At 63.9% G+C, this 23,295-nt stretch carries 14 protein-coding genes; 3 read left to right on the plus strand and 11 right to left on the minus strand.

Going from position 1 to position 23,295, the window contains the following annotated elements; translation table 11 throughout:
* Positions 1–6: 6 nt before the first annotated feature.
* From ACQ4WM_RS02655 to ACQ4WM_RS02675, 5 genes are all read right to left on the minus strand, one after another.
* Entirely contained in the window at positions 7–2,556 is a 2,550-nt protein-coding gene (locus tag ACQ4WM_RS02655; protein WP_436545166.1) for a DUF4132 domain-containing protein, read from the minus strand.
* Entirely contained in the window at positions 2,550–6,293 is a 3,744-nt protein-coding gene (locus ACQ4WM_RS02660; RefSeq protein ID WP_436545167.1) for a DUF4132 domain-containing protein, read from the minus strand. The genes ACQ4WM_RS02655 and ACQ4WM_RS02660 overlap by 7 nt, the downstream gene beginning before the upstream one ends.
* Positions 6,294–6,329: 36 nt before the next feature.
* A complete protein-coding gene (locus ACQ4WM_RS02665; protein ID WP_436545168.1) occupies positions 6,330–9,875 on the minus strand; it encodes a DUF4132 domain-containing protein in 3,546 nt (1,181 codons plus the stop codon).
* 191 nt (positions 9,876–10,066) lie between these two features.
* Positions 10,067–11,581, minus strand: a complete 1,515-nt coding sequence (locus ACQ4WM_RS02670) for a CoA-acylating methylmalonate-semialdehyde dehydrogenase (protein WP_436545169.1) — start codon at positions 11,579–11,581, stop codon at positions 10,067–10,069.
* 104 nt (positions 11,582–11,685) lie between these two features.
* Entirely contained in the window at positions 11,686–12,906 is a 1,221-nt protein-coding gene (locus ACQ4WM_RS02675; RefSeq protein ID WP_436545170.1) for an ABC transporter substrate-binding protein, read from the minus strand.
* Between the two features lie 122 nt (positions 12,907–13,028).
* On the opposite strand from ACQ4WM_RS02675, the gene ACQ4WM_RS02680 reads away from it, so the two are divergent.
* Both ACQ4WM_RS02680 and ACQ4WM_RS02685 read left to right on the plus strand, forming a co-directional pair.
* Entirely contained in the window at positions 13,029–13,946 is a 918-nt protein-coding gene (locus ACQ4WM_RS02680) for a LysR family transcriptional regulator (protein ID WP_436546191.1), read from the plus strand.
* Between the two features lie 20 nt (positions 13,947–13,966).
* The gene (locus ACQ4WM_RS02685; RefSeq protein WP_436546192.1) at positions 13,967–14,497 is read left to right on the plus strand and encodes an isochorismatase family protein; all 531 of its coding nucleotides are present in this window, start codon (positions 13,967–13,969) and stop codon (positions 14,495–14,497) included.
* 13 nt (positions 14,498–14,510) lie between these two features.
* Here ACQ4WM_RS02685 and ACQ4WM_RS02690 read toward each other — a convergent pair whose 3' ends face one another.
* From ACQ4WM_RS02690 to ACQ4WM_RS02700, 3 genes are all read right to left on the minus strand, one after another.
* Positions 14,511–15,680 carry an acetyltransferase domain-containing protein gene (locus ACQ4WM_RS02690; protein ID WP_436545171.1) on the minus strand — a complete coding sequence of 390 codons (1,170 nt, stop codon included), beginning with the start codon at positions 15,678–15,680 and terminating at the stop codon, positions 14,511–14,513.
* 128 nt (positions 15,681–15,808) lie between these two features.
* Positions 15,809–17,938 carry a TonB-dependent siderophore receptor gene (locus tag ACQ4WM_RS02695; protein WP_436545172.1) on the minus strand — a complete coding sequence of 710 codons (2,130 nt, stop codon included), beginning with the start codon at positions 17,936–17,938 and terminating at the stop codon, positions 15,809–15,811.
* Positions 17,939–18,153: 215 nt separating this feature from the next.
* Positions 18,154–19,656, minus strand: coding sequence for a leucine-rich repeat domain-containing protein (locus ACQ4WM_RS02700; RefSeq protein ID WP_436545173.1), 1,503 nt, complete (start codon positions 19,654–19,656; stop codon positions 18,154–18,156).
* A 142-nt stretch (positions 19,657–19,798) separates the two neighbouring features.
* Between ACQ4WM_RS02700 and ACQ4WM_RS02705 the strand changes: the two genes are divergently transcribed.
* Positions 19,799–20,236, plus strand: coding sequence for a hypothetical protein (locus tag ACQ4WM_RS02705; RefSeq protein WP_436545174.1), 438 nt, complete (start codon positions 19,799–19,801; stop codon positions 20,234–20,236).
* A 6-nt stretch (positions 20,237–20,242) separates the two neighbouring features.
* Here ACQ4WM_RS02705 and bla read toward each other — a convergent pair whose 3' ends face one another.
* The 3 genes from bla to ACQ4WM_RS02720 are packed head-to-tail and all read right to left on the minus strand — an operon-like array spanning position 20,243 to position 23,253.
* Positions 20,243–21,130 carry a subclass B3 metallo-beta-lactamase gene (bla, locus tag ACQ4WM_RS02710; RefSeq protein WP_436545175.1) on the minus strand — a complete coding sequence of 296 codons (888 nt, stop codon included), beginning with the start codon at positions 21,128–21,130 and terminating at the stop codon, positions 20,243–20,245.
* 15 nt (positions 21,131–21,145) lie between these two features.
* Positions 21,146–22,864 (minus strand): M56 family metallopeptidase, encoded by a 1,719-nt coding sequence (locus tag ACQ4WM_RS02715; RefSeq protein WP_436545176.1) that lies wholly within the window; start codon positions 22,862–22,864, stop codon positions 21,146–21,148.
* Positions 22,861–23,253, minus strand: coding sequence for a BlaI/MecI/CopY family transcriptional regulator (locus ACQ4WM_RS02720; RefSeq protein ID WP_436545177.1), 393 nt, complete (start codon positions 23,251–23,253; stop codon positions 22,861–22,863). Before ACQ4WM_RS02720 ends, ACQ4WM_RS02715 begins: the two co-directional genes overlap by 4 nt.
* Positions 23,254–23,295 lie beyond the last annotated feature (42 nt).

A 23,295-nucleotide genomic window follows, 5' to 3' on the forward strand; every position in this document is an offset into this window, starting at 1 on the left:
TCCCGCTTAGAAGGGCGTTCTGCTTTCCCAAAATTCATCGTAGCCGCAGCTCAGGGCTACCGCATGATAATCCGCATACGCTTCGGCCAGCAACACGGGTGGTACCTCGGCCAGTGTAACGACATGCAAGTCTTTCAGCCGCTGGAACGACAGGGTCGTGAGGGCGGCTGGCTGGCGCTCCTCGGGCAGCTGGCTACCGGTAAAACCGATCCGCACTCGCAAGCCGGCACCCGCGAAATCCTTGAGGTAAGCGTCAAACACGCCGCCATCGACCGGGACAGCACGCACATAATTGCGCTTGCCGAATGCGGTACGCAGGCTGAAGTTATTACCGCTCCAGCCCAGCCGGTCATCGATTTCCAGGCCGGCCAGCAAAGCCCCGGCTGGCAGACGGTGATCGAACTGCGCGAACAGCGGCGTGATCTTGTAGTCCGCCAGATGCCGCCGCCATGCAGCGATCTGCGGCTCGTCGAGCAGTACCGCATGGGCCAGGCGCAGCAGGCTGCCCGGCTTCAACGTGACGTCGTTGTCCTGCACATCGATCAGGCAACCATCCTCCGTCGGCCGGAACATCTGCAGCAGCGCGCCATCTGGCGCCATCTCCAGCCATACCAGTTGCTGCAGCAAGCGGCCCGTGATCGGATGGCGGTGCAGATACTGCCGCCATTCGTCCACCGCCCACAGCCGGCCGGTACACATGGCTTCATACAGCCGCGCCGTCTCCAGCGCGACCACCTGCGCCACCGACTTCTTGCAGATCGACAGTTGGCGCTTTCCTTCCTTGATGCTGGCCGGATCGTCGTCCTGGCGCGGTTCGGGCAGCGCGGCCAGCAGTTTCCCCTCGGCATTGTGCAACACCGGCTTGACCGCCGCACCCAGTGTCACGACATACTCCCGCTGACCATACTGCAGCGCAAGGCGGCCACTGTCATCGAGTCCCGCATACGGTATCGTGCGGTCAGCCAGTTGGCCGGCGCTCCAGCCCATGGCTGCGGCGACGCGCTCGACCAGCAGGCGCGCCCTGTCCTGGATGGCCGCCGTGCGGTAGCGGCGCGCCACGGCCAGCAGCAGCTGGATGACGGCCGGATCGCAACCGGCTGCCAGGCTTTCCAGCAGCGCCTCGATCTGCGCGCGGCGCAAATAATGCTCGCGCATATAGTCCTGCACCAGGCTGACTGCCTGCTTGCCGGACGCATGCGAGGCCAGCGCCAGCACACCCTTTTCGCCGATGGCGCTGCCCACGTAATCGATCACCTCGAAACCGTACAGGGTCGACTTGAGGATGCGCGTATCGTGCGCGATAAACTGGCGCAACACCGCCAGCCCCAGGGCCGCGCGGCTGTCCGCCTGCAGCAGACCCAGGTAGCGCCTCAACAGCGCATTGCCGGCCGGCTCCCTGAGCTTGCAGGCCAGTACCAGCCACCAGCGCACGATATCCATCTCGACCGGCGTCGCATCAAGCCAGGAGCAAGGCGGCAAGGCCGGGAAATCGAACCAGGATAGGCCGGCCGGCGGCCTGGCTTTCAACCCCTTGCGCGCCTGCGCCAGCAATGCATCTGGCGCCAGCAGGGGCGCCAGATCTTCACCAAGCAGCTCCAGCGCCGACATCAGCACGGCGCTGACGGCTTCACGCTTTTCTTGCCGCAGGGCGCGGTACAGCGCCGGCACCACGCGTTTGTCACCGAGTCGTCCCAGCCACTCTGCCGTGCGCATGCGCAGCTCCTGCTGTTGCGACGCCAGGCTGGCCGCCACCTGGCTGGCGATGTCGGGCACGTGATGCAGCAAGCGCTGGGAAGGGCCACGCGACGCCTTCGCCTCGCCCAGCGCCAGTTCCAGCACGCGCGGCAGCCAGCGTTGCGGCAGGACCGGAAATGTCGCCAGCACGCCCAGGGTGGCGTCGAGCTGCAGCCGGTCTGGCGGGCTGCGCGGATCGGCCGCCATGCCCAGCCCCTGCTCGATCAGGTCGGGGCGTTGCTCGAAAAACGGCCAGATGCACTGCGCCGGCAAGACCGCATGGGGATACGGCTCACTCCAGTAGCGTTCGGCCAGGCAAGCCAGACCCACGGCGTCTTGCATATCGCCGGCTGCGCGCAGGCACTGGTCCAGCACCCGCAGATCGATGCTGGCGGCCGGCTGGCGCGCCAGCCAGGCGGTAAAGCCTTCATCGCTCCAGAACAGGCGGCTGCGATGGCGCGTGGCCAGCAGGTAGCGCGCCAGATGCATGAAACCCACGCCAGGCAAAGCGGCCAGCCGGTTTTTCCAGCGCAGCAACTCAGACGCCAGCGGCTGACTGAAGCATTGCCCTGCTTCCCCTGTTTCGCCATTCACGGCACGCAGCAGGCCGTGCAAGCGCCCGTCATTCCACCACGCGCACTGCTGTTCGACCTGCTGGTAGCGCTGCAAGGGATGTGGCGACGCCGGATAGGCTTCCTGGTCCGCCAGCATTTTCCGGTGAGCCATCTGCAGCAACTGCGCACGATTGTCCTGCAGCAGCCGGAACGCGTCGTCGCCCAGCGGCACGTCCGTCAAACGATATGAGGTAGCCACCGCTACCATGGCATTTTGCTTTCCCACTGCGCATCATAACCGCCGGTCGAGCTGGCCACGGCGTGGTAGTCGGCATAGGCTTCGGCCAGCAGCACCGGTGGCACGTCAAGGAGCAGCACGGCTTCGTCGCGCCACGACTGCGGCAGGCGGTAGAAGGCCAGCGTCTTGACTGCCGCAGCCATCTGTTCTTCGGGCAGCCCGCTGCCGGAAAAGTCGATCTGCGCGCGCAGGCCGGCGCTCGGGAAATCCTTGTGATATTCGGTAAACACGCCACCGTCCTCGGCCTGGCCGCGCAGGTAGCCACGTTTGCCGAAGGCGCCGCGCAGGCCGAAGGTGTCACCGACCCAGCCCTCACGGTCGGCGATCTCCCTGCCGGTCATCAGCGACGCATCGGGCAACTGGTGGGCCAGCTGGTCGAACAGGGGCTTGACCTTGTAATCCTTGAAGTGGCGCTGCCAGGCGGTGATTTGCCCGGCGTCCAGCAGCGAAGCGTGCGCCAGGCGCAGGGTGGCATGATCGTCCAGCGCGACTTCGTCGTCGTTCACGTCGAGCAGGCTGCCGTCATCGCTCGGGCGCAGCAGTGTCTGGCCGCCCTCGCCTTCGCTGATCCACACCAGCGACTGCACCAGGCGCCCGGCGATCGGATGGCGCAGCAGGTACTCGCTCCACTCGTTCGCCGGCCAGACGCGGCCCGCGCACATGGCCTCGTACAATCGCGCCGTCTGCATGGTGATGACCTGCTTGAGTTCCTTCTTGCACACCGACAGCTGCTGCTTGGCTTCCTTGGCCGCTTCGGGCGCTTCGTCCTGGCGCGGCTCGGGCAGCGCCTTGATTTCCTTGCCGTCCGGGTTGTGCAGCACCGGCTTCATGGCGCCGTCGAGCGTGACGTAAAACACCCGTTCGCCATACGGCAGGTCCAGGCGGCCGTTGTCATCGAAGCCGCCGGTCGGTATGGTACGGTCGCCCAGCTGATCCTGGCTCCAGCCCTTGCCCTGCGCGATGCGCTCGACCAGCAGGCGCGCTTTTTCCTGCACCGAGGCGGTGCGGTAGCGGCGCGCAATGCCCAGCAGCAGCTGGATCACGGCCGGATCATAGCCGTCGGCCAGGCCGTCGAGCATCGCTTCGATCTGCGCGCGGCGCGGATAATGGTCGCGGATATAGCCTTGCAACAGCGTCACCGCCAGGTGGCCGGGCGTGTAGGCAGCCAGCGCCAGGATACCTTTTTCGCCGATCGCGCTGCCCAGGTATTCGGCCAGCTTTTCGCGCCGCACTTCATCGAACACCTGTTCAGGTGTCAGCTTGCCCTGTTCGGTGTAGTACTGCGGGTAGCGCTTGGCGCTGTCCTGATAGCTTTGATAGCGCGCTGGCGCGTGCGCCTCGGCGTGCGCCGTGGCCACCTCCATGCTCGGGCCACGCGTATCCTGGGCGATAAACTGGCGCAAAATGGTTTCGCCCAGCACTGCCCGGCTGGCGTCATCGAGCAGGCTCAGATAGCGCAACAGCAGGCCATTGCCGCCCGGCTCCTTCAACTTGCAGGCCAACACCACCCACCAGCGGATAATATCGGGTTCCACCGCCGAACCGTCCTTCCAGTGGCAGGCCGGCAGCGCCTCGAACGAAAACCATGCCAGGCCAACCGGCGCCTTGCCTTTCAGGCCCTTGCGCGCAGCGGTCAGCAGCACCTCGGGCGACAGGCGCGGACCGAGGTCCTCGCCCAGCTTTTCCAGTGCCGTCAACAGCGCGGCGATCACGGTTTCGCGCGACTCCTTGTCCAGCGCCTGGTACAGGGCCGGTACGGCGGCGCGGTAATCGAGATCCGTCAGCCAGCGCGCCGCACCGATGCGCATATCCTGTTTGCCTGAGGCCAGCGCTTCGGCCACGCGCTTGCCGATATCGGGCAGGCCGGCCAGCACCTGCTGTGCGGCAGCGCGGTGCTGCTTGCCTTCGCCGAGCGCAAACTCCATCACGCGCGGCAGCCATTGCACCGGCAGCGTCGGGAACATCGCCAGTATCTCCAGCGTGGCGCCCAGTTCCGGCACGGCTGCGCCCTGGCGCTTTTCGACCGCGCGCAGGCCCAGGCCCTGGTCGATCAGTTCGCGCCGTTCGGCAAACAGGGGCCAGACCAGGGCAGCGTCGAGCATCTGCTGCGGCTTGCCGCCCCACCAGCTGCTGGCCAGGCAGACCATGGCCACGCTGTCGCTCTGGTCGCCCGCTTCGCGCATGGCGCGGTCCAGCAGGCGCAGGTCGAACGCTTGCAGGTCCTGGCGCGCCAGCCATTGCTGGAAGAAACCGTCATGCCAGAAGCGCAGGCTGTTGCGCCGCGTGGCGATCATCCAGCGCGCCATCTGCACCATGCCAAACTGCGGCAAGGCCGCCAGCTTGCCCTGGAACTCGACCACATTGCTCACCAGATTGTTTTTCACAGGCTGGTCGTCGCCCTTGCCCCCCTCGCCATTGAGCACGCGGATGGCGCCCACCAGGTAGTCGTCCTTCAGCGCCTCGTAGCGCTTCAGGGCATCCTGCTGCCACTTGTATTTGTGCTTGCCCTGCTGGTTTTCCTCGCGCTCCTTCTGCGCATCGATACGGTATTTGGCCAGCATTGCAGCGTGATTGTCGCGCAGCAGCTGCAGCGCATCATCGCCGAGCCGCGTGGCCGGTGGTGCCGGTGGCAACGGCACTTCCGGCAGTTCGCCGGCGCCCGCATCGCTGGCCGCGCCCAGCCACGACAGCGCATTGCGTATCGCCGCCTGCACCGGTTTGCTGGTTTCGGATGCCAGCGCCTGTTCGAGCAGCGCGCTTTGTTCCGGCCGCATGCCACGGCCCAGCAGCTCAGCCGCCTGCACGCGCTCTTCCGTCTTGCCGCTAACCAGCAACTGCTGCAGCAGGTCGACACGGCGCTGTTCGGGTATCGCCGCCAGGTGCGGCGCCGCTTCCACGCGCACGGTCTTGCCGCCATCGACAGCCAGGCGCACCAGAATCGCGGCAAACGCATCGGCCAGCGCCGGTGCGCCACCCAGACGCCGCGCCAGCTGCACCTTGCCGCTGGCCGACAGCAGTGCCGGCAGCTGCTCCACCAGCGCCGCATGTGCCAGCATATACTCGTCCAGCGCGCCGGGCACCAGCAGGGATGGAAACGCGCGGTCACGCTCATAGTCGGACAGGCCGCTGCGCTCGAACACCATCTGCAAGGCAGCGATCTCGGGTTCGCCCTCGGCGCTCAGCAGGCGCACCAGTTGGCCCACATGCCAGCCGCGCCGGTTGACCACGGTAGCGGTGAACCGCATGCTGTCAAAGCTGGCATGCAGCGCATCGTTAACGACGTAATGCAGCCAGTCGGGCACGGGCGCGCCGCCACGGTCAAGCGAGTCGCCCTGGTCGGCAGCCTGCAGCAACTTGCCCAGGCGAACCAGCACGTCGGTATCGATTTTTTCCGCATCGAACTGGGCATAAAACTGGTGGCGGTGGCGCAGGCTTTCCGAGGCCAGCGCGGCGTCCTTCTTGTCCATGTTGTAGGTGTAAAAACCGCTGACCAGGCGTCCCGGACGCCCCAGCAGCTTGCCGGCGCGCGGCGCATCTTTCTGCAGTTCCAGCAGCACTTGCGGGTCGCCGCCCTCGCAGACAAACGCGCAGGCGCTCTCCCATACCGGCTTGGATATCTGCGTCAGGCCGCGCAGGCCTTTTTTCAACTGATCGTAGTCATCCAGACCGACCGCCTGCTTTGCTGCTGCCAATATATTTTTGAACATAGTCAGTTGCTCCTTGTGGTTCGTATCATGCCAGCCCTACCAGGGCATTTTGGCTTCCCAATCGGCGTCGTAGGCGCCGTGCGCCGCTACCGCCAGATAATCGTTATATGCTTCGGCCAGCAAAACCGGCGGCACCTGCGCGGGCGACACGGCGCGCTGCTTCCATGGTCCCGACAGGCGCTCGAAGCTCAGTTCTTTGACGGCCGCCGGCAGATTGTCTTCGGGCAGTGCATTGCCTGAAAAGTGGATCACCACGCGCATGCCAGCGCCACTGAACTCCTTGAAATAATGGTCGAAAATGCCGCCATCCTCGGCCTGGGCACGCTGGTAGCCCAGCTTGCCGAACGCGCCGCGCAAGGTGTAGGCATCGCTGACCCAGCCCACGCGCTCGCCAATATCGATGCCGGTCAACAGGTCCGCAGCGGGCGAGGCGCGCTGCAATTGCTCGAACAGCGGCTTGACCTTGTAGTCCTTCAGGTGGCGCTGCCAGGCGGCCGCGTCCCCTGCGTCGAGCAGCGATGCGTGCGCCAGGCGCAGCGTGCTTGCGGGCGCCAGTGCCACTTCCTGGTCGTCCAGGTCGATCAGGCTGCCGTCTTCGGTTGGCCGCACTACCTGCAAAGCGCCTTCGGCGTCCTGCGCCAGCCACAGCAAACGCTGCACAAGGCGAGCGACGATCGGGTGGCCAGCCAGGTAGGCCTGCCACTCGTCGACCGGCCAGCTGCGGTCGGTGCACATGGCGTCGTACAGGCGCGCCGTCTGCATGTCCAGCACCTGTTTCAGTTCTTTCTTGCAGCTGGTCAGCGCCTGTTTCGCTTCCTTGATGCTGTCGGCGTCATCGCCATGGCGCGGCTCGGGCAGCGCCTTGACTTCCTTGCCGTCCGCATTGCGCAGCACCGGTTTCAAGGCCGCGTCGAGCGTGACGACGAACTGCCGCCCGCCGTAATCGAGTTCCAGCCGGCCATCGTCATCGAGACCGCCAGTGGGCACGGTGCGGTCGGCCAGCTGGTCTTCGCTCCAGCCGCGCCGTTCGGCGATCTGTTCGACCAGTTCACGCGCCTTGTCCTGCACCGAAGCAGTACGGTAGCGGCGCGACACGCCCAGCAGCAGCTGGATCACGGCCGGATCCATGCCGACGGCCAGGCCCTCCAGCATCGCTTCGATCTGCGCGCGGCGTACATGGAAGGCACGCATATAAGCTTGCAGCAGGCTGACCGCTACCGGTCCCGGCGCATGCGCGGCCAGGGCCAGTATGCCTTTTTCCCCAATCACGCTGCCGCGGCTTTCGTCATACGCGATAAAGGCCCGCAGCACCTGCTCGCCCAGGGCGGCGCGGCCGGCCGGCGACAGCAGGCCCAGGTAGCGGGCCAGCAGGCCATTGCCACCCGGCTCCTTCAACTTGCAGGCCAGCACCACCCACCAGCGAATGATGTCGGGTTCCACCGGCGCGCCATCGTGCCAGGTACACGCAGGCAGGGTCTCGAACGGGAACCAGTCCAGGCCGGCCGGCGCCCTGGCCTTCAAGCCTTTGAGTGCCTCGGCCAGCAGCTTGTCCGGGTGCAGGCGCGGCGCCAGGTCCGCGCCCAGGGTTTCCAGTGCCGCCATCAAGGTAGCGCTGACGGTTTCGCGGCTTTCCTTGTCCAGCGCCTGGTACAGCGCGGGCACGGCGGCGCGGCAATCAAGGTCGGCCAGCCAGCGCGCGGCCACGCTGCGTACTTCCTGTTTGCTGGACGCCAGGCTGGCAATCACCTGCAGGCCGATATCGGGCACCTTGCGCAAGACATCCTGCGCGCCCTGGCGGTAGGTCTTGCCTTCGCCCAGCGCCAGCTCCATCAGGCGCGGCCGCCAGCGCACGGGCGGCTGCGGGAACAGTTCGATCACTTTCAGGGTCCAGGCCAGCTCCAGCGTCACGTCGCTGCGCGCCACCGACAGACCCAGGCCCTGCTCGATCAGCGCCGGCTGCTCATGGAACAGCGGCCAGATATTTTCGGGCGGCAGCAGGTCATGTGGCGAACCGCGCCAACCCGGTTGCAGGCACTCGAGCGCCATCAGGTCCGGCATGGCGCCCGCTTCGCGCAGCAGATTGTCGATGGTGCGCAGGTCGATGCTAGCGGGATCCTGCTCGGCTATCCAGTCGCGCAGCGGACCGTCGTTCCATGCCGAGAACCAGCGCTGGCGTATCGGGCCATACCATAGCGCCAGCTGGCGCAGGCCAAAGCCTTCCAGTTCGAAGATGCGATCGCGGTATTCTATCGTCTGGCGCATCGCATGGTCTTTCAGCAGCGCGCGGCTGGCCGCATCGCCTTCGCCGTTAAAGGCGCGGATCACGGCGCGCAGTTGCGGCTCGTCGATGGCGTACTGCTGCTCCCTGCGCTGCTGCTCCCAATCGTACTGCTCGCGCCGGCTGCGGTTCTCCTCGACTTCCTCGCGCGCGTCTTCATCACATTTTTTCAACAGCGCGATATGGTTTTCCAGCAGGATCACCATCGCTTCTTCATCCAGAAAAGTGAGCGGCGCTTCGGGCGCCGGCGGTGGCGTCTCGTCAGCCTCGTTCGTTTGCACATCTCCCATGCGCGCCAGGGCGTTGGTGATGGCCTGTTTTACTGCTTTGCCCGCCTCGGTTGCCAGCGCCTGTTCGAGCAGCGCGCGGCGCGCCGGTGAAGGCGTGCGGCCCAGCAGTTCGGCTGCCTGCGTGCGCTCATCGAGCTTGCCATTGACCAGCCAGTGACGCAGCAATTCCAGTTGCCGCTCTTCCGCCATTGCGCTGACAAACGGCGCGGCCACCGCGCGCACGGTCTTGCTGCTGTCGACGGCGAGCGCCACCAGCACATCGTCAAAAGTGTGCGCCAGTTCTGCGGCGCCGCCTATGCGCCCGGCCAGCAAGCGCTTGCCCTGGGCCGACAAACGCGGCGCCAGCTCGCGCACATCGCCGGGCTGCTCCTGCATCACGTTGTCGATCACATTCGGCACCAGCAGCCGCTGCAGGCAGCGTTCCATCATATAGTCGGCAATATTGCGGCGCTCGAAAACCAGTTCCAGCGCCGCCGCTTCGGGCAAGCCCTCACATGCCAGCAAGCGCATCAGCAGCCGTATATTCCAGGCGCGCCGGTTGGCGCTGCTGGCGTCCTCGCGCGTTTCGCTGCAGGTAGCAAACAAGGCATCGTTGACCAGGTAGTGCAGCCAGTCGGGCACATCGGCGCCGGTCGGCTCGAACGACTGGCCCTGGTCGGCCGCCGCCAGCACCTTGCCCAGCCGCACCAGCATTTCGGGTGACAAGGTGTCGGCGTCGAGCAGGGCATAAAACTGCGCGCGCGCGACCAGGCCGGCACGCGCCTGTCTCGCTTCCTTGTCGGTGATGCCGATGGCGAAAAACGCGTGGCTGAGGCGCCCCGGATGACCGAGCATGGTGGCCCCGCGCAAGCCGGCATGGGTCAGTTCCTGGAGCACGATTTCGTGCTCGCCGGTCAGTACAAAGTCGCAGCTGCGCTGCCACAGGCTCGTGGCGCTCAGCGACAGTCCCTTGAGGCCCAGTTCCAGGGCCGCCTGCAATTCGCCGTCGACGGCGGGTTTGCTCGTATCGTTCATCAGCATCCTTGTCTTGCGCTTCTGTTGCACTGGATCAAGTTACCGATTGTATATTCTTGGCTTCCTGTTATGGCGTACGGTTGAACACGGCCCTTGCAAAGCCGCTGGACACCGGCGTATCCGGCGTGTCCGAAAATGGAAGACCCAGCGCGCGCAGGCGGGCGATGCTGGTACCTGGTCTGTCCCTGCGCTTATTTCATCGAGATGGTGGTATTCACGCCGCTGCCGCCATCGTCCGGTGCAAACCAGCGCGCCGTGACGGTCTTGGTCTGGGTCCAGAAGTACAGCGCCTGCTTGCCGTTCGGCCCCAGGTCGCCCAGTTTCGAGGCGCGCGAACCGGTAAAGCTGAAGTAGGCGACCGGCACGGGAATAGCCACGTTGATGCCCACCTGGCCGACGTCGATCTCGTTCTGGAATTTGCGCCCGGCCCAGCCGGACGAAGTAAAGATCGAGGTGCCGTTGCCGTTCGGATTGGCGTTGATAAAGGCAATCGCTTCATCGAGCGTGTCGGTTTCAACCACGCACATGGCCGGGCCGAAAATCTCCTGCGTATAGACGGAGTTGGTGGCGTTCACGTTCGAGAAAATCGTCGGCCCCATAAAGTTGCCGCCCTCGTAGCCGGCCACCTTGTGGCCACGACCGTCGAGCAGTAGCTGCGCGCCTTCGTCGACACCGGCCTGTATCAGTTTTTCGGCGCGCTGCATGGCGCTTTTCGACACCATCGGCCCCAGGTCGGCCTCGCGGTCGCTGCCCGGCCCCACTTTCAACGCTTTCGAGCGCTCGACGATGTCCGGCAACCACGAGCGTGCCTCGCCCACCAGCACCACCACCGAATTGGCCATGCAGCGCTGGCCGGCCGCCCCAAAAGCGGCGCCGATCAGGTTGTTGATCGCCTGCTCCTTGTTGGCGTCGGCCAGCACCACGCAATGGTTTTTCGCACCCATCATCGACTGCGCGCGTTTGCCCGATTCGCTGGCGCGGCGGTACACATGGGTGCCGACGGCGGTCGAACCGATAAACGAAACGGCCTTGATGTCCGGATGGTCGCACAGCAGGTTGACCACGTCCGCGCCGCCATGCACCACGTTCAAGACGCCAGGCGGCAAGCCGGCCTGGTACATCAGCTCGACCAGGTACATGGTCGACGACGGGTCCTGTTCCGATGGTTTCAGCACAAAGGTATTGCCGCAGGCAATCGCGATCGGGAACATGAAACATGGCAGCATCACCGGGAAATTGAAGGCCGTGATACCGGCGCCCACGCCCAGCGGCTGATAAATATTGTAGACATCGACGCCGTTGGCGGCGTTCTCGGCGATCTCGCCCAGCTGCAGGGTGGCGATCGAGCACGCATGCTCGACCACTTCCAGCCCGCGCATGACTTCGCCTTCGGCGTCCGGCAGGGTCTTGCCGTGTTCGCGCGTGATCAGCTCGGCCAGGGCGCCGATGTTGTCGCGTATCAGCTGCTGGTACTTGAGCATGATGCGCATGCGCGCGGCCAGCGGCGTATTGCGCCATGTTTTGAAGGCTTCCCTGGCGGTGGCAATCGCCAGTTCAACTTCGGCCGTGGTGGAAAACGGCACGCGGGCAACGATTTCCTGGGTGGCCGGATTGACCACGTCGCGCCATTCGGTGCTGATGGATGCGTGGTGCTTGCCGCCGATATGCAGGGGGACGGCGGGGACTTGGGTGAGGGACTGGTTCATTTTACGCTCCGTTAATTCGATAGGCGAAAGCCGCATCACAGCAGCGGAAATCCGGGGTCAGACCCGGCGGGTCTGACCCCAGCCCTCTGCTGCTCAGCCGAAAATTATTTTTTAACGAGATTGCACGCCGCCGCATCCATCGGCTTGAAGGCCTGGTCGGCAGGGATGGTCGACAGCACTTTCAGGTAGTCCCACGCGCCTTTCGATTCGGCCGGGGTTTTTACCTGCACCAGGTACATATCATGGATCACGCGCCCGTCAGGGCGGATCGAGGCGTTGTTCATCACCATGTCCTTGATCGGCAGCTCGCGCATTTTTTCGGCGACGATTTTCGCGTCGTCGCTTTTCGCCGCCGCCACCGATTTCAGATAGTGGTAGACGCTGGAATACACGCCGGCCTGCACCATGGTCGGCTTGGCGCCCTTGTTCAGCGCCTCGAACCGCTTGGCAAAGGCGCGGCTGCGGTCATCGAAATCCCAGTAAAAACCGTCGGCATAGACCAGGCCCTGCGCCGTTTCCAGGCCCAGTGCGTGCACGTCGGACAGGAACACCAGCAAGGCAGCCAGGCGCTGGTCCTTGCCGCTGCCGATGCGGAATTCACGTGCCTGCTTGATGGCCGAGACCACGTCGGCGCCGCCGTTGGCGAGGCCGATCACCTGCGCTTTCGAGCCTTGCGCCTGCACCAGAAAGGACGAAAAATCGGAAGCATTGAGGGGATGGCGTACGGCGCCCAGCACGGTGCCGCCATTGCGCTTGACGACCTCGCTGGCGTCTTTTTCCAGCGAATGACCAAAGGCGTAATCGACGGTGACGAAGTACCACGATTTTTGCCCCAGCCTGGTCAATGCCGCCGCCGTGCCGGCTGCCTGCGAATAGGTGTCGAACATCCAGTGAAAGCCGTTCGGCGAGCAGTCTTCATTGGTCAGCCGCCCCGTGGCCGGGCCACTGAACATGGCAATGCCGCCCTTCTCTTTCATCAGCTTTTGCACCGACAGCGCCACCGAGGAATTGGTCAGGTCGGCGATCGCATCGACCTTGTCGCGGTCTATCCATTCGCGCGCCTTGGAGGCGGCGATATCGGCCTTGTTCAAATGGTCGGCCGAGACAATTTCGATTTTCATGCCCTTGCACTCGGCTTTCAGGCAGTCTTCCATCGCCATCTGGCTGGCGATGACGGAGCCGCGCCCGCCCATCGCCGAATACGGGCCGGACATGTCGGTCAGGATGCCCACCTTGACGACGCCATCGGAAATCTGCGCCTGGGCAATAGTGGTGAAGGAAAGAGCGAGCGCAAGTGCGCCCATGGCCAGAACGGTCTTTTTCATGCAGTGTCTCCTGATGGAAGGGATATTTCTTATATGTTTAGCTGCATTCTGCATGTGTAAAAATATGTACTCAAGCGAAATTAATGCATAATTCCTTTGCAAAAATGCACAAGGAGAACACAGTGCTCGATTGGGACAATGTACGGGTCTTCCTGGAGCTCACGCGCAGCGCCGGCCTGGTGGACGCGGCGAAAAAGCTGGGCATCGATCACTCGACCGTATCGCGCCGCATGCGCAAGTTCGAAGAGCAGGTGGGCACCCAGCTGTTCGACCGCAATTACGTCGGCTACCAGCTGACGCCCGAAGGTCACCGTCTGATGGAATACGCGGAAAGCATGGAAAGCACGGTGTTCGCCGCCACCGAGGAATTGGGCGAGCACAACCGCTTGCTGTCGGGCCAGGTGCGCCTGGGCGCCACCGAGGGCTTTGGCGCTGTGGTGCTGGCGCCGCACCTGGCGCACTTTTGCGGCCGCCATCCGCATATCAGCGTCGACCTGATCGCCGTGCCGCGTTTTGTCAGCCTGTCCAAGCGCGAGGCGGACGTGGCCATCTCCATCGAGCGGCCGCTATCCGGCCCGTACGTGGTGACGAAACTGTCGGACTACCGCCTGAAACTCTATGCTACGCCGGCCTATCTGGTGCGCCATGACGCCATCACCAGCGTGGCCCAGCTGGCACAGCACCCCATCATCGGCTATGTGGACGACCTGGTCTTCAGCGCCGAGCTGCGCTATATGGACCATGTGGCGCCCGAGTCCCGGCGCGCGTTTCGCTCGACCAGCGTGCTGGCGCAATACCACGCGGCGCGCGCCGGCCAGGCGCTGGCGATACTGCCCTGCTTCGTGGCCCAGCAGTCCAGCGAACTGGTATCGGTGCTGGACGGCCAGATCGACTTGCAGAGGTCTTTCTGGATGATCTCGCCCACGGAGCGGCGCAATATCGCGCGGGTGCGGGCCTTGTGGAATTATCTGCGCGAGGTAATCGAACTGAACCACGGCTATCTGATGGGCGAGTCGTCCACGCCCCAGTGGCTGCCATAGAATCAAACCAGGAGAACATGATGCTGATGGACGCAAGCAAGGCGGTACTGGTGATTGTCGACCTGCAGGGGCGCTTGATGCCCGCCATTCACGACGGCGCAGCGGTGCTGGCGCAGAACGTGCGGCTGGCCACGATTGCCCGGCTGCTGGAGATTCCCGTGATAGGTACCGAGCAGAACAGTGCAAAGCTTGGCCCGAACGCGCCCGGGATCGCCGCACTGTGCCAGTACACCGTGCAAAAAACCCATTTCGGCGCCTGCGAGGACGGCTTGCAGGAACGCTTGCCGGCTGGCCGCACGCAGGTGATCGTCACCGGCTGCGAAGCCCATGTGTGCATGCTGCAAACAGCGATCGGGCTATTGGAACGCGATTGTGAGGTGATTATCGCCATCGACGCTGTCGGCTCGCGCCTGCCGTCCAGCCGCGATGCAGCACTAAGCAGGCTGGCGCGGCTGGGCGCGCAATTGCTGACGGTGGAAATGCTGGCCTTCGAGTGGCTGCGCGACTGCCGCCATCCGCGCTTTCGCGAGGTGCTTGCGCTGATTAAATAGCCGCTACCAGCGCTCAAAAATAACGCACCCAGGCTTGCGTCGACGTGCGCTTGTAGTTTGCAAACGCGCGGCACGGCCAGTACAGCAGCGGCATCAGCGCCAGCGCGATCAGCCACACCTGCCACACATGTTCGACGCCATAGCGGTCGCCATGATTGATACCGAGCACGGCCGTCAGGGTCCTGCCAATGATCAGGAGCAGGTACAGATGCAGCAGATAGTAGAACATCGGCGCGCCGCCAAAGACGGCGCAGGCGCGCACGAACCAGTTGTCCAGGGTTTCCAGCCAGGCCAGGCCCAGCATGCCGAAGCCCAGGGTGAACAGCAGGAAGTCCAGCGATGGCGGGTATTTCGTGAAATTCACGAAACTCATCACCGTCTGCACGGCAGTATCGCCGGCCACCCATGGCAGGTGTTCACCGTACAGGTTAAAGCCGCGCAGCACCGCCAGTAGCAGCAAGCTGCCGCCTCCCAGGGCGACCAGCCAGCGGCGCCGCTCTGCCGGTGAGCGGCTGCGCGCATACAGAGGGCCGGCTGCGTAGCCGAGCAGGATCACGCCTATCCAGGGCAGCAGCGGGTAGCTGGCCTTGATTTTCATGGCGCCGTCCGCCACCAGGTAGCCGCGCTGCAGCAGCACCGTCAGCAGGTAGTAGCCCGGCGTGCCAGGTTCCGCATGCAGCCAGGTAAACAGATGCTGGCCGGCGATAATCGCCACGCCCAGCACCAGCAGCACCTTCAACGGCAGCTTGTGCAGCACGGCTAGCGCCATCATCGACAGGCCGATGACCCAGATTACCTGCAGATACAGAATCGCCGGCGTAAACGTGCCCATCCAGGCGAAATTGACGAATACCACTTCCAGCACCACGAGCAGCAGGCCGCGCTTGAACAGAAAGCCGCTGGCGCTGCGCGGTCCTGCCGCCGGATGCGCGTACAGCCAGGCCGACAGGCCCGTCAGGAACACGAACATCGGTGCGCAGAAATGCGCCGCCGTGCGCGTGAAAAACAGCGCCGGCTCGACCGTGGAGATATCCATCGGATCGCTGACCTGATGGTGCATGAAGAAGGTCTCGCGCACATGATCGAACAGCATGATCAGCATGACCAGGCCGCGCATCACGTCGATGACGGCGATGCGGGCGCGCAAGGCGGCGGGGGGAGTCAGGGAATTGGAAATTGTCATTAAATATTGGAGGGTAGTTGACGTTACTTTTGCTACAGGCTGAAACCTGGGGTCAGACCCGCCGGGTCTGACCCCAGCTCTACGCTGCTGGCCCTAAAAAATTATGTAGCAAGCAGAAGTCTCGATCATCAAAACCTGTAATGTGCATTGAGTGTCACGGTGCGCTCGGATCCCGGCGCCACCCACAGCTGGCTGTAGGAACTGGCATAGTAGCTGCGGTTGAACAGGTTTTCCACATTCAGCGACAAGCGCAATTTGGGCGTGGGCGAGTACGAGGCCAGCAGCTTGGCGGTGGTATAGGCCGGCAAGGTAAAGTTGCTGCTGACGGCCACGTCACCTTGCCGCTCGCCCACATACTGCAGGCCACCGCCGAAGCTGGCCATCCCGGCACCGACGCTCAATTGCTGCGTGGCGATAATATTGGCGCTATGGCGCGCCACGTTGGGCAAACGAGTGCCGGTAACGATGGTGGTGTCGCCGTGCGTCACGGTGGCGTCCGTATACGCATAGGCACCCGACACGCGCAGGCCGCGCGCCAGTTCGCCCGACACGTCCAGCTCCACGCCCCGGCTGCCGACCTCGCCGGCGGCGATGGCAAAGTCGGTATTGAGCGGATTGGTGGTCAAGACATTGCGCTTGCTGATATCGTAGACCGCCACAGTGCCCGTCAGCTTGCCCGTTTCCAGTTTCGCGCCCAGCTCATACGAGCGGCTCTGCTCGGCGGGGAAAGCCTGGTTATCAATGCTGATGCCGCTATTGGGCCGGAAACCCTTGGCGGCACTGGCGTACAGCGACCACGCTTTGGTCGGCTGGTAGACCACGCCCACGCGCGGGCTGGTGGCCGACAGCGACTGGCTGTTGCTCACGTTCAGCCGATTGTTCGTCACATCCTGGTCATAGCTGTCGTGGCGCACGCCGACCAGTGCCTTCCACTGCGCACCGAGGTCGATCTGGTCCTGTGCATATACGCCGTACGCCTTCTGGCCTTCCCGGGTGTCGATCGACAGCGCCAGCGGATCGGCCACGCCGCCATACACGGGAGCAAAAATATCGATGGCGTAGGCGTTGCCAGCGGAAGGATTACGGCGCAGTTGCACCCGGTGGTCGTCAAAATGGTAGGCGTCCACACCCAGCAGCACCTCATGCTTGATCGTGCCCGTAGCGAGCTTGCCAACCAGCTCGACGCGGCCCGACACATCGGTCGCGGAAAAATCGCGGTAGCGGCGCTGACGGCGCAGGGTGCGCCCGTCGGCCAGCAGGTTGTTCGCTTCGCTCGAATAACCGGTCAGTTCGCTGTCACGATAGGACAGCCCGGCCTGCAAGATCCACCGATCCGACAGATCGTGGTGGATAAACAGCTGCTGGCCCAGCGACTTGACCGTCATCGGGCCGTCAGCGGGTTCGCCGAGAAAGCGCGACACGGGCAGCACGCCCAGCTTGCCATTGACAGCCAGCACGCCACGGTCAAACGGCGTGCGCTGGCGTACGGCTTCGATTTCATAGGACACGGTGGTATGGTCACCCAGCAGCCAGATAAACGACGGCGAGAACAGGCTGCGTTCGACCTTCAAGGTATCGCGGAAGCTGTCGCCCTCTTCATGCGCGGCGTTCAGGCGATAGGCAAAGTTCTCGCTCAGCGGCCCTGTCAGGTCGATGGCGGCACGCTTCATGTTGAAACTGCCCAGAGAAAAATCGGTACTGTATTCGGGCGCGAATTTCGGCTTCTTGGTGGTGATATTGACGGTGCCGCCCGGCTCGCCCCGGCCATACAGGGCCGACGCCGGCCCCTTGAGTACCTCGATGTTCTGCGTATTGGCCGCATCGCGCATGCCGTTGTAGCCGCGGCTGGAACTGAAACCGTTGACCATATAGTCGGAACCGAAATTCGGGTCACCCGTAAAGCCGCGCATGGCATAGCTGTCCCACAGGCCACCGAGCGGACTTTGCTTGGCAATCCCGCTGGCCAATTCAAGCGCACCAGCCAAGTTCGTCACGCCCGCGTCGCGCAGCAGGTCACCGGTCAGTACGCGCACGCTTTGCGGCAAGTCCATCAGCAGCGCATCGGTCTTGGTGGCGCCGGTGGCCGACAGGCTGCGGTAATACTGGCGCTCGCCTTTCACGTTCACCACCTCGGGCATATGGCTGTGGCCGGAGGTATCGGTGTCAGTGTCGGCGTAGGGAGCAGGATCGGCGGCAAACACCAGGGGAGTGGCGACGGCCAGGAGCAAGGCGGCGGGGCGGCGTATGTAGCGAGACATGGGTTTCGGGTTTCCTGATGGCGAAGCAAGTAAATGCAATAGCCTTGCATTGTAATTGATAATTGGTTCTCATTAAAGGGGGTTACCCATTTTTTTCAAATGCCGGCGCTGTTGCGCATCAACGCTGTTACTGCGCCGTTACAGGTACAGGCTGTTGCACGTCACCCAGACGCCGCCAGCGGCGCGCCATTGCCCGCCAGAGGCTCTGCTTTCACTTAAAATTCGCGCAGGCGGTCGAACTGCGCCAGCAGGCCGTCCGTGTCGGCGAGGTGCGTCCCCAGCTCGCGCAGGCATCCGGCCAGCACCGCATGGATTTCTTCACTCTCCACGGTGCCGATCAGCTTGCCACGTGCATCGAGTTGGTTGAAGGTGGTGACATAGGCCGCGACCATGGCAGACAAAGTAGCCTGCACGGCCTCGGCGTCCATGCTGGCATCGATGGCGCGCGTGGCGGACAACAGCGTTTTATAGGCGGTAGCAGCCTTCTTTGCCTGGGCGGTGGAAATCTGTTCACGGCCATCCCAGTCGCGAAACGGATTGTGCAGGTTTTCGGCCAGCCATGCGGGTTTGCGCGGCTGGGTGACCGACAAGTCCAGGCCTTGTGCCACCACTTTTTTATAGCTTTTCCTGACGGCCTGCGCCACGTCCAGCGGCAAGCTGCTTAGCCACAAAGTCGACAAACGTGACAATTTTTGCGGTGCTGGAAATTGCTCGGCCGTATAACCGAACAGGTCGTGCAGCATCAAGGTTTGCAACTGCGCCAGCCCGGCGATGGCGGACAGATTCGACACCGTGCCCGGCTTGCCCTGCAGCTGTAAATACGTCAGGTGTGGAAAGCGCTGCACCACGCCCTCGAGGTCGATCTCACTGAGCGCGGACAGCGACAGGCCGGCCAGGTGATCAAGGCCGGCAAAACCAGGCAAGCGCGCGGAACCAGACAGGACCAGCACGCGCCCTTCTGCTTCGCTGTGCAACTGCAACTGCGGCGAAATTTCTCCGCGCAGTATCAGCACGCCAAGATCCCGGTTCAGCAGCACCTTGGCCAGGCCGGTGGCGTCGATGCTGAGCCTGTCCAGGTGGCTGGCGCGCAGGTCCAGCTCGGCCACTTGCGACGAGCGCCACAGCAGTTCGGTGATCAGGGGCTGGCGATTGACATAATCGATCAGGGCCTGCGTCCCATGTTCCGTATGGATATGCATCAGGCAAGGCAGATGATCGAATTCGGCAAAATCCGTGACCGACTGCAGCACCGTGTCGTCGATGCGGGTGGTATCCTGGCGCAGCACATGGCCGCCGACCGTCACCTGGACGTCGCCGGACGCCGCCTTGAAACGCTGGCGCCGGGTCACGTCGATTTGCTCCCATGCACGCTGGTGATACAGGGTGTCGCCGGCATTCCAGTGGCCATGGGTGGTGGTGTCGTCGAGCACCAGCGGCGCAATATTGCCCACCAGTGTGTAAGCGGCCGGCACCTCGGCGCTGGCATAGGCGTGATCATGTTTGTCGCGCCAGAAAAAGAAATCAGGCACCAAAGGCCGCATGGCCCCCAATTCGCTCGCCTGCGGCAAGGCGTCGCCGCTCCAGTCCAGTTGCAGCACGGCAGCCAACTGCGCGCCCTTGCGCTCGCTGTTCTCCTTGAGCGCCGTCACCTGGCAGGCGACATACTGGCGCAGCTGGTTCGAATAAACGCTATAGATATCCCCAACGCGTGGCGGCACAGGCGGTCCTTTCAACGTTCGTGCAAGAAAACCGTACTCTAGCAGGAGGGAAAGCCTGGCGCTCGCACCGCTGTGACAGGCGGAAAGCGGCTTTGGCCACGCTGTCGTAGAATCGGCCATCGTCAAACAAGCAGGAGTCGCAGTGAACACACGCAATATCTACACCGTTATCATGCTGGCGCTGGGCGCCTCGTCCGCTGCCCTGGCCAGCGCCGATACCTCCCCAAAACCGGGTGGCGTCTACCAGCTCAAGCCCGGAATTTATGTTGCCAAAGGCAGCGACTGCGGCGCACCCGCCAACGCCGCCATCCGCCAGTACGACGGCCAGGGCCTGTCCACCGCCCATACGCGCGCCTGCAAGGCGACGGTGCGTAGCCACAAGCGCGGCAGCAGCACCTATACGATCGACCAGTCCTGCATCGACGCCGGCGCCGGCCCAGCACCGCGCGTGATGCAGCGCCAGCAGATCGTGGTGCAGGATGCGCTGACGTTTACACAGGTGATCAAGGGTGATCGCACGACCTACCGGTATTGCCCGGTATATCAGCTGCCGGCTGATCTGCAAAAGGCGGTGCGCTAGGCCATATCAGCCGCGTTCGCTGGCCAGCCGCTTGGCCAGCAGTTTGCCAGCCTCGTCCGCATAGGCGCGGCAGCCGTTCTTGTCGATAAAGGGATTGTGCTCGCTGGTGCGCCCGGTGGCTTTTTCCAGCAAGCCGGTGGTGCCGGGATGGACGGGAATAATGATATCGCAGGGTAGCGCCGCGACCTTGGCGATGCTGGCCTGAAACGAGGCCGCGATATCGGGCGTTTTTCCGTCGCCGGTGAACCTGAAATTGCCGCTGGCATAAGCGTTCAGGCTGTCGGCATACACGACGTTGTAACAGCGCCCGTCTTCGCACGAGGTCCAGGTCCAGGTGGTGCCGCCTGGCGTATGGCCGGGCGTCATATGTGCCGTGAGCGCCAGCTGACCCAGCTTGACGACGTCGCCCTCTTTGACCACGGTGACCTTGTCGACCTTGGCCACATGCACCACCGGCTTGGCCTGGTATTGGGGATCGTCACGGCCGTTGGTGCCGCTTTGCAGCACCTGCGCGCCCGAAGCGCTGGCCACCACGGTGGCGCCGCTGGCGCGCTGTAGCGCGGCGATGCCGCCTGCATGGTCCCAGTGGGCGTGCGAATTGAGGATCAGCTTGACGTCTTTCATGCTGAAGCCCAGCGACTCAATATTGGCGGCGATCAGTGGCGCCGATTGCGGCAGCGCGCCGTCGAGCAGGATATGGCCGCCCTCGCTGGTGACCAGCACGGCGGACAAGCCCGCCACGCCCACATACCAGGTATTGCCAACAATATTGAAGGGCTTGACGGGCGCATTCCACGCCTTGCAGTTGTCGCAGTTCACCGGCACATCCTGTGCCTGCACCATGCCCGCCGCCGTCATTGCCACCACCACCAACAGTTTTGCCAGTCTTGTCATTGTTATTCTCCAGGGTTAAAAATGGGTTTGTCCCGCCAGCGCGGTGCGTATATTGGCCGCATCGAGGCCACGCCGCTCGGCGCCATCGGCATCGAGCAGCACCACAGTGACATGCTTGCCGCCGCTCTTCATGCGCATGGTCAGGCAGCTGCCGGCCTGCTTGCTGCTGCCGGTCTTCGACAGTGCGATGTCCCAACCGGCATGGCCGACCAGCGCATTCGTGTTGTGCAGGGTGCGCGACTTGCCATTGACGGCCACGCTGGCCTGCGCGGCGGTGGTGATGCGGACGATCTCGGGATAGCGCGCGGCGGCCGCCACGATACGCGCCACTTCGGTGGCGGTCGAGGTATTGGCCGGCGAGACGCCGACCGGGTCGTCCAGGCTGGTGCGCTTCAGGCCCAGGCTGCGGATCTTCGCTTGCAGCGCCAGGTCAAACGCCGCGCGCCCGCCCGGATAGGTGCGCGCCAGGGCGGCAGCGGCGCGGTTTTCGGACGGCAGCAGCGCCAGTTGCAGCGCCACCGATCGCGGCACCTTCACGCCATCGGCCAGCATGCCATGGCGCTGTGTCGGTTCGCCATCGGCGCGCACGATGCGCAGTGCTTCATTGGGGTCCAGCCTGGCGTCGAGCACCACCATGGCCGTCATCAGCTTGGTGATCGAGGCGATCGGAACGATGGTGTCGGCGTCTTTCGCCATCAGCACCTTGCCGCTGCTGTCGTCGATCACCAGCATATGGCGCGCATTGACGGGCAGCGCCAGCATGCTGGCGGCAAGCTGCGCTGGCGCAGGCACTGGTGCTGCTGCCGGCTGGCGCTGCGCTTGCGTCGTCAAGGCAGCGACAGCGAGCAGCACCGCCGGCACGGCCAGTTTCCAGCCTGCGCGGCCAGGCATAGGCTCGGGCACCATCAGGCGCCGGATACGCAGCAGCAGCGTGCCACCGCGCGCCGACAGCATCAGCTGACTGTGATGTTGCGTAGCAGCCTGCAAGGACAACTGATGCAGCGCGCTGGCCAGCAGCGCCGGGTCCTGCAATGCCTGCGCCGCCAGCGCATCGGCCACCTGCTCGCGCTCGATCCGCATGCGCGCCGACAGCCACCAGATCACGGGATGGAAAAACAGCAGTGACTCTGCCACGCTTTGCAGCAGATTGACCAGGTAATCCCAGCGCCGTACATGGGCCAGTTCATGCGCCAGCAAGGCCTCGATCAGCGCCACCGGCATGCCGCTCAACAAGGAGGCCGGCAACAGCACAAGAGGACGGAAAAAACCGACCGTCACGGGGCTGGCCAGCGCGTCGTGCAGCTTGAGCGGCACAAGAAAACGCAAGCCCATGCGCTGCGCCAGCGCATCGAGACGCGCCTGCCAGAGGGCAGGCGCGGCCATGGCCTGACGGCGCAGCCGGGCTACCCAGGCCAGGCCCAGCAGCAGGCGCGTACTCATCAGCGCAACGCCGGCGCTCCAGGCCAGCACCAGCGAGGGCATCCATGCGTTCAGCGCAGCGACCGACAAGCCAGGGGCCGGAAGTTCGTCTGCACCGAGCAGATAAAGAAGATGCGCCAGGGGAATGCCCACGCATGCCAGCAGCGCCAGCGCGCACAGCGCATAGCGGGCACGGGCATCAGCGCTGCGCAGCAGCCACAAGCCTGACGCCGCCAGCACGCCGACAACCAGGCCCTGCCAGACGAAATACAGCAGGGACCAACCCAGCGCGGGGATCAACAGCGACAAGTTCATGGCTTGCCGGAATCTTTATTGCTGAGGATTTTTTCAATTTCCAAGCGATCGGCCTCGCTCACATGCTCGCGCAGCGCGGTCAGCACCAGCGCCTTGCCGGAGCCGGCAAACACCTTGCCGATCAGGTCCTTGAGCAGGCTGGTCTGCACTTTTTCCTGTGCCTCGACGGCCGCGTACCGCTGCGGTCGCCGGCTTTCGTCGCGGCTCAGCAGGCCCTTGCCATGCATCAGCTGCAACTGGCGCAAAACAGCAGCGTAGCTGGCGTCGGCACGTTCGAGAGCCAGCGCGTCATAGACGGCGCGCGCATCAAGCGGGCCGTGCTGCCACAGGATGCGCAGCAGTTCCAGTTCGGCGGGGGTAGGAGCAGGTTTGGTGAGTTGGGTTGTCATGCATCCAGAATAAAGTATCTAGATATTAAAGTCTAGACCTTT

It is taken from the genome of Janthinobacterium longum (genome assembly GCF_051380735.1).
GTDB lineage: Bacteria > Pseudomonadota > Gammaproteobacteria > Burkholderiales > Burkholderiaceae_D > Janthinobacterium.

Coding starts and splice junctions, on each gene's coding strand:
- ACQ4WM_RS02670 (WP_436545169.1), bottom strand. CDS start 11,581: ATGAACCAGTCCCTCACCCAAGTCCCCGCCGTCCCCCTGCATATCGGC.
- ACQ4WM_RS02685 (WP_436546192.1), top strand. CDS start 13,967: ATGCTGATGGACGCAAGCAAGGCGGTACTGGTGATTGTCGACCTGCAG.
- ACQ4WM_RS02665 (WP_436545168.1), bottom strand. CDS start 9,875: ATGAACGATACGAGCAAACCCGCCGTCGACGGCGAATTGCAGGCGGCC.
- ACQ4WM_RS02720 (WP_436545177.1), bottom strand. CDS start 23,253: ATGACAACCCAACTCACCAAACCTGCTCCTACCCCCGCCGAACTGGAA.
- bla (WP_436545175.1), bottom strand. CDS start 21,130: ATGACAAGACTGGCAAAACTGTTGGTGGTGGTGGCAATGACGGCGGCG.
- ACQ4WM_RS02655 (WP_436545166.1), bottom strand. CDS start 2,556: ATGGTAGCGGTGGCTACCTCATATCGTTTGACGGACGTGCCGCTGGGC.
- ACQ4WM_RS02675 (WP_436545170.1), bottom strand. CDS start 12,906: ATGAAAAAGACCGTTCTGGCCATGGGCGCACTTGCGCTCGCTCTTTCC.
- ACQ4WM_RS02660 (WP_436545167.1), bottom strand. CDS start 6,293: ATGTTCAAAAATATATTGGCAGCAGCAAAGCAGGCGGTCGGTCTGGAT.
- ACQ4WM_RS02690 (WP_436545171.1), bottom strand. CDS start 15,680: ATGACAATTTCCAATTCCCTGACTCCCCCCGCCGCCTTGCGCGCCCGC.
- ACQ4WM_RS02715 (WP_436545176.1), bottom strand. CDS start 22,864: ATGAACTTGTCGCTGTTGATCCCCGCGCTGGGTTGGTCCCTGCTGTAT.
- ACQ4WM_RS02695 (WP_436545172.1), bottom strand. CDS start 17,938: ATGTCTCGCTACATACGCCGCCCCGCCGCCTTGCTCCTGGCCGTCGCC.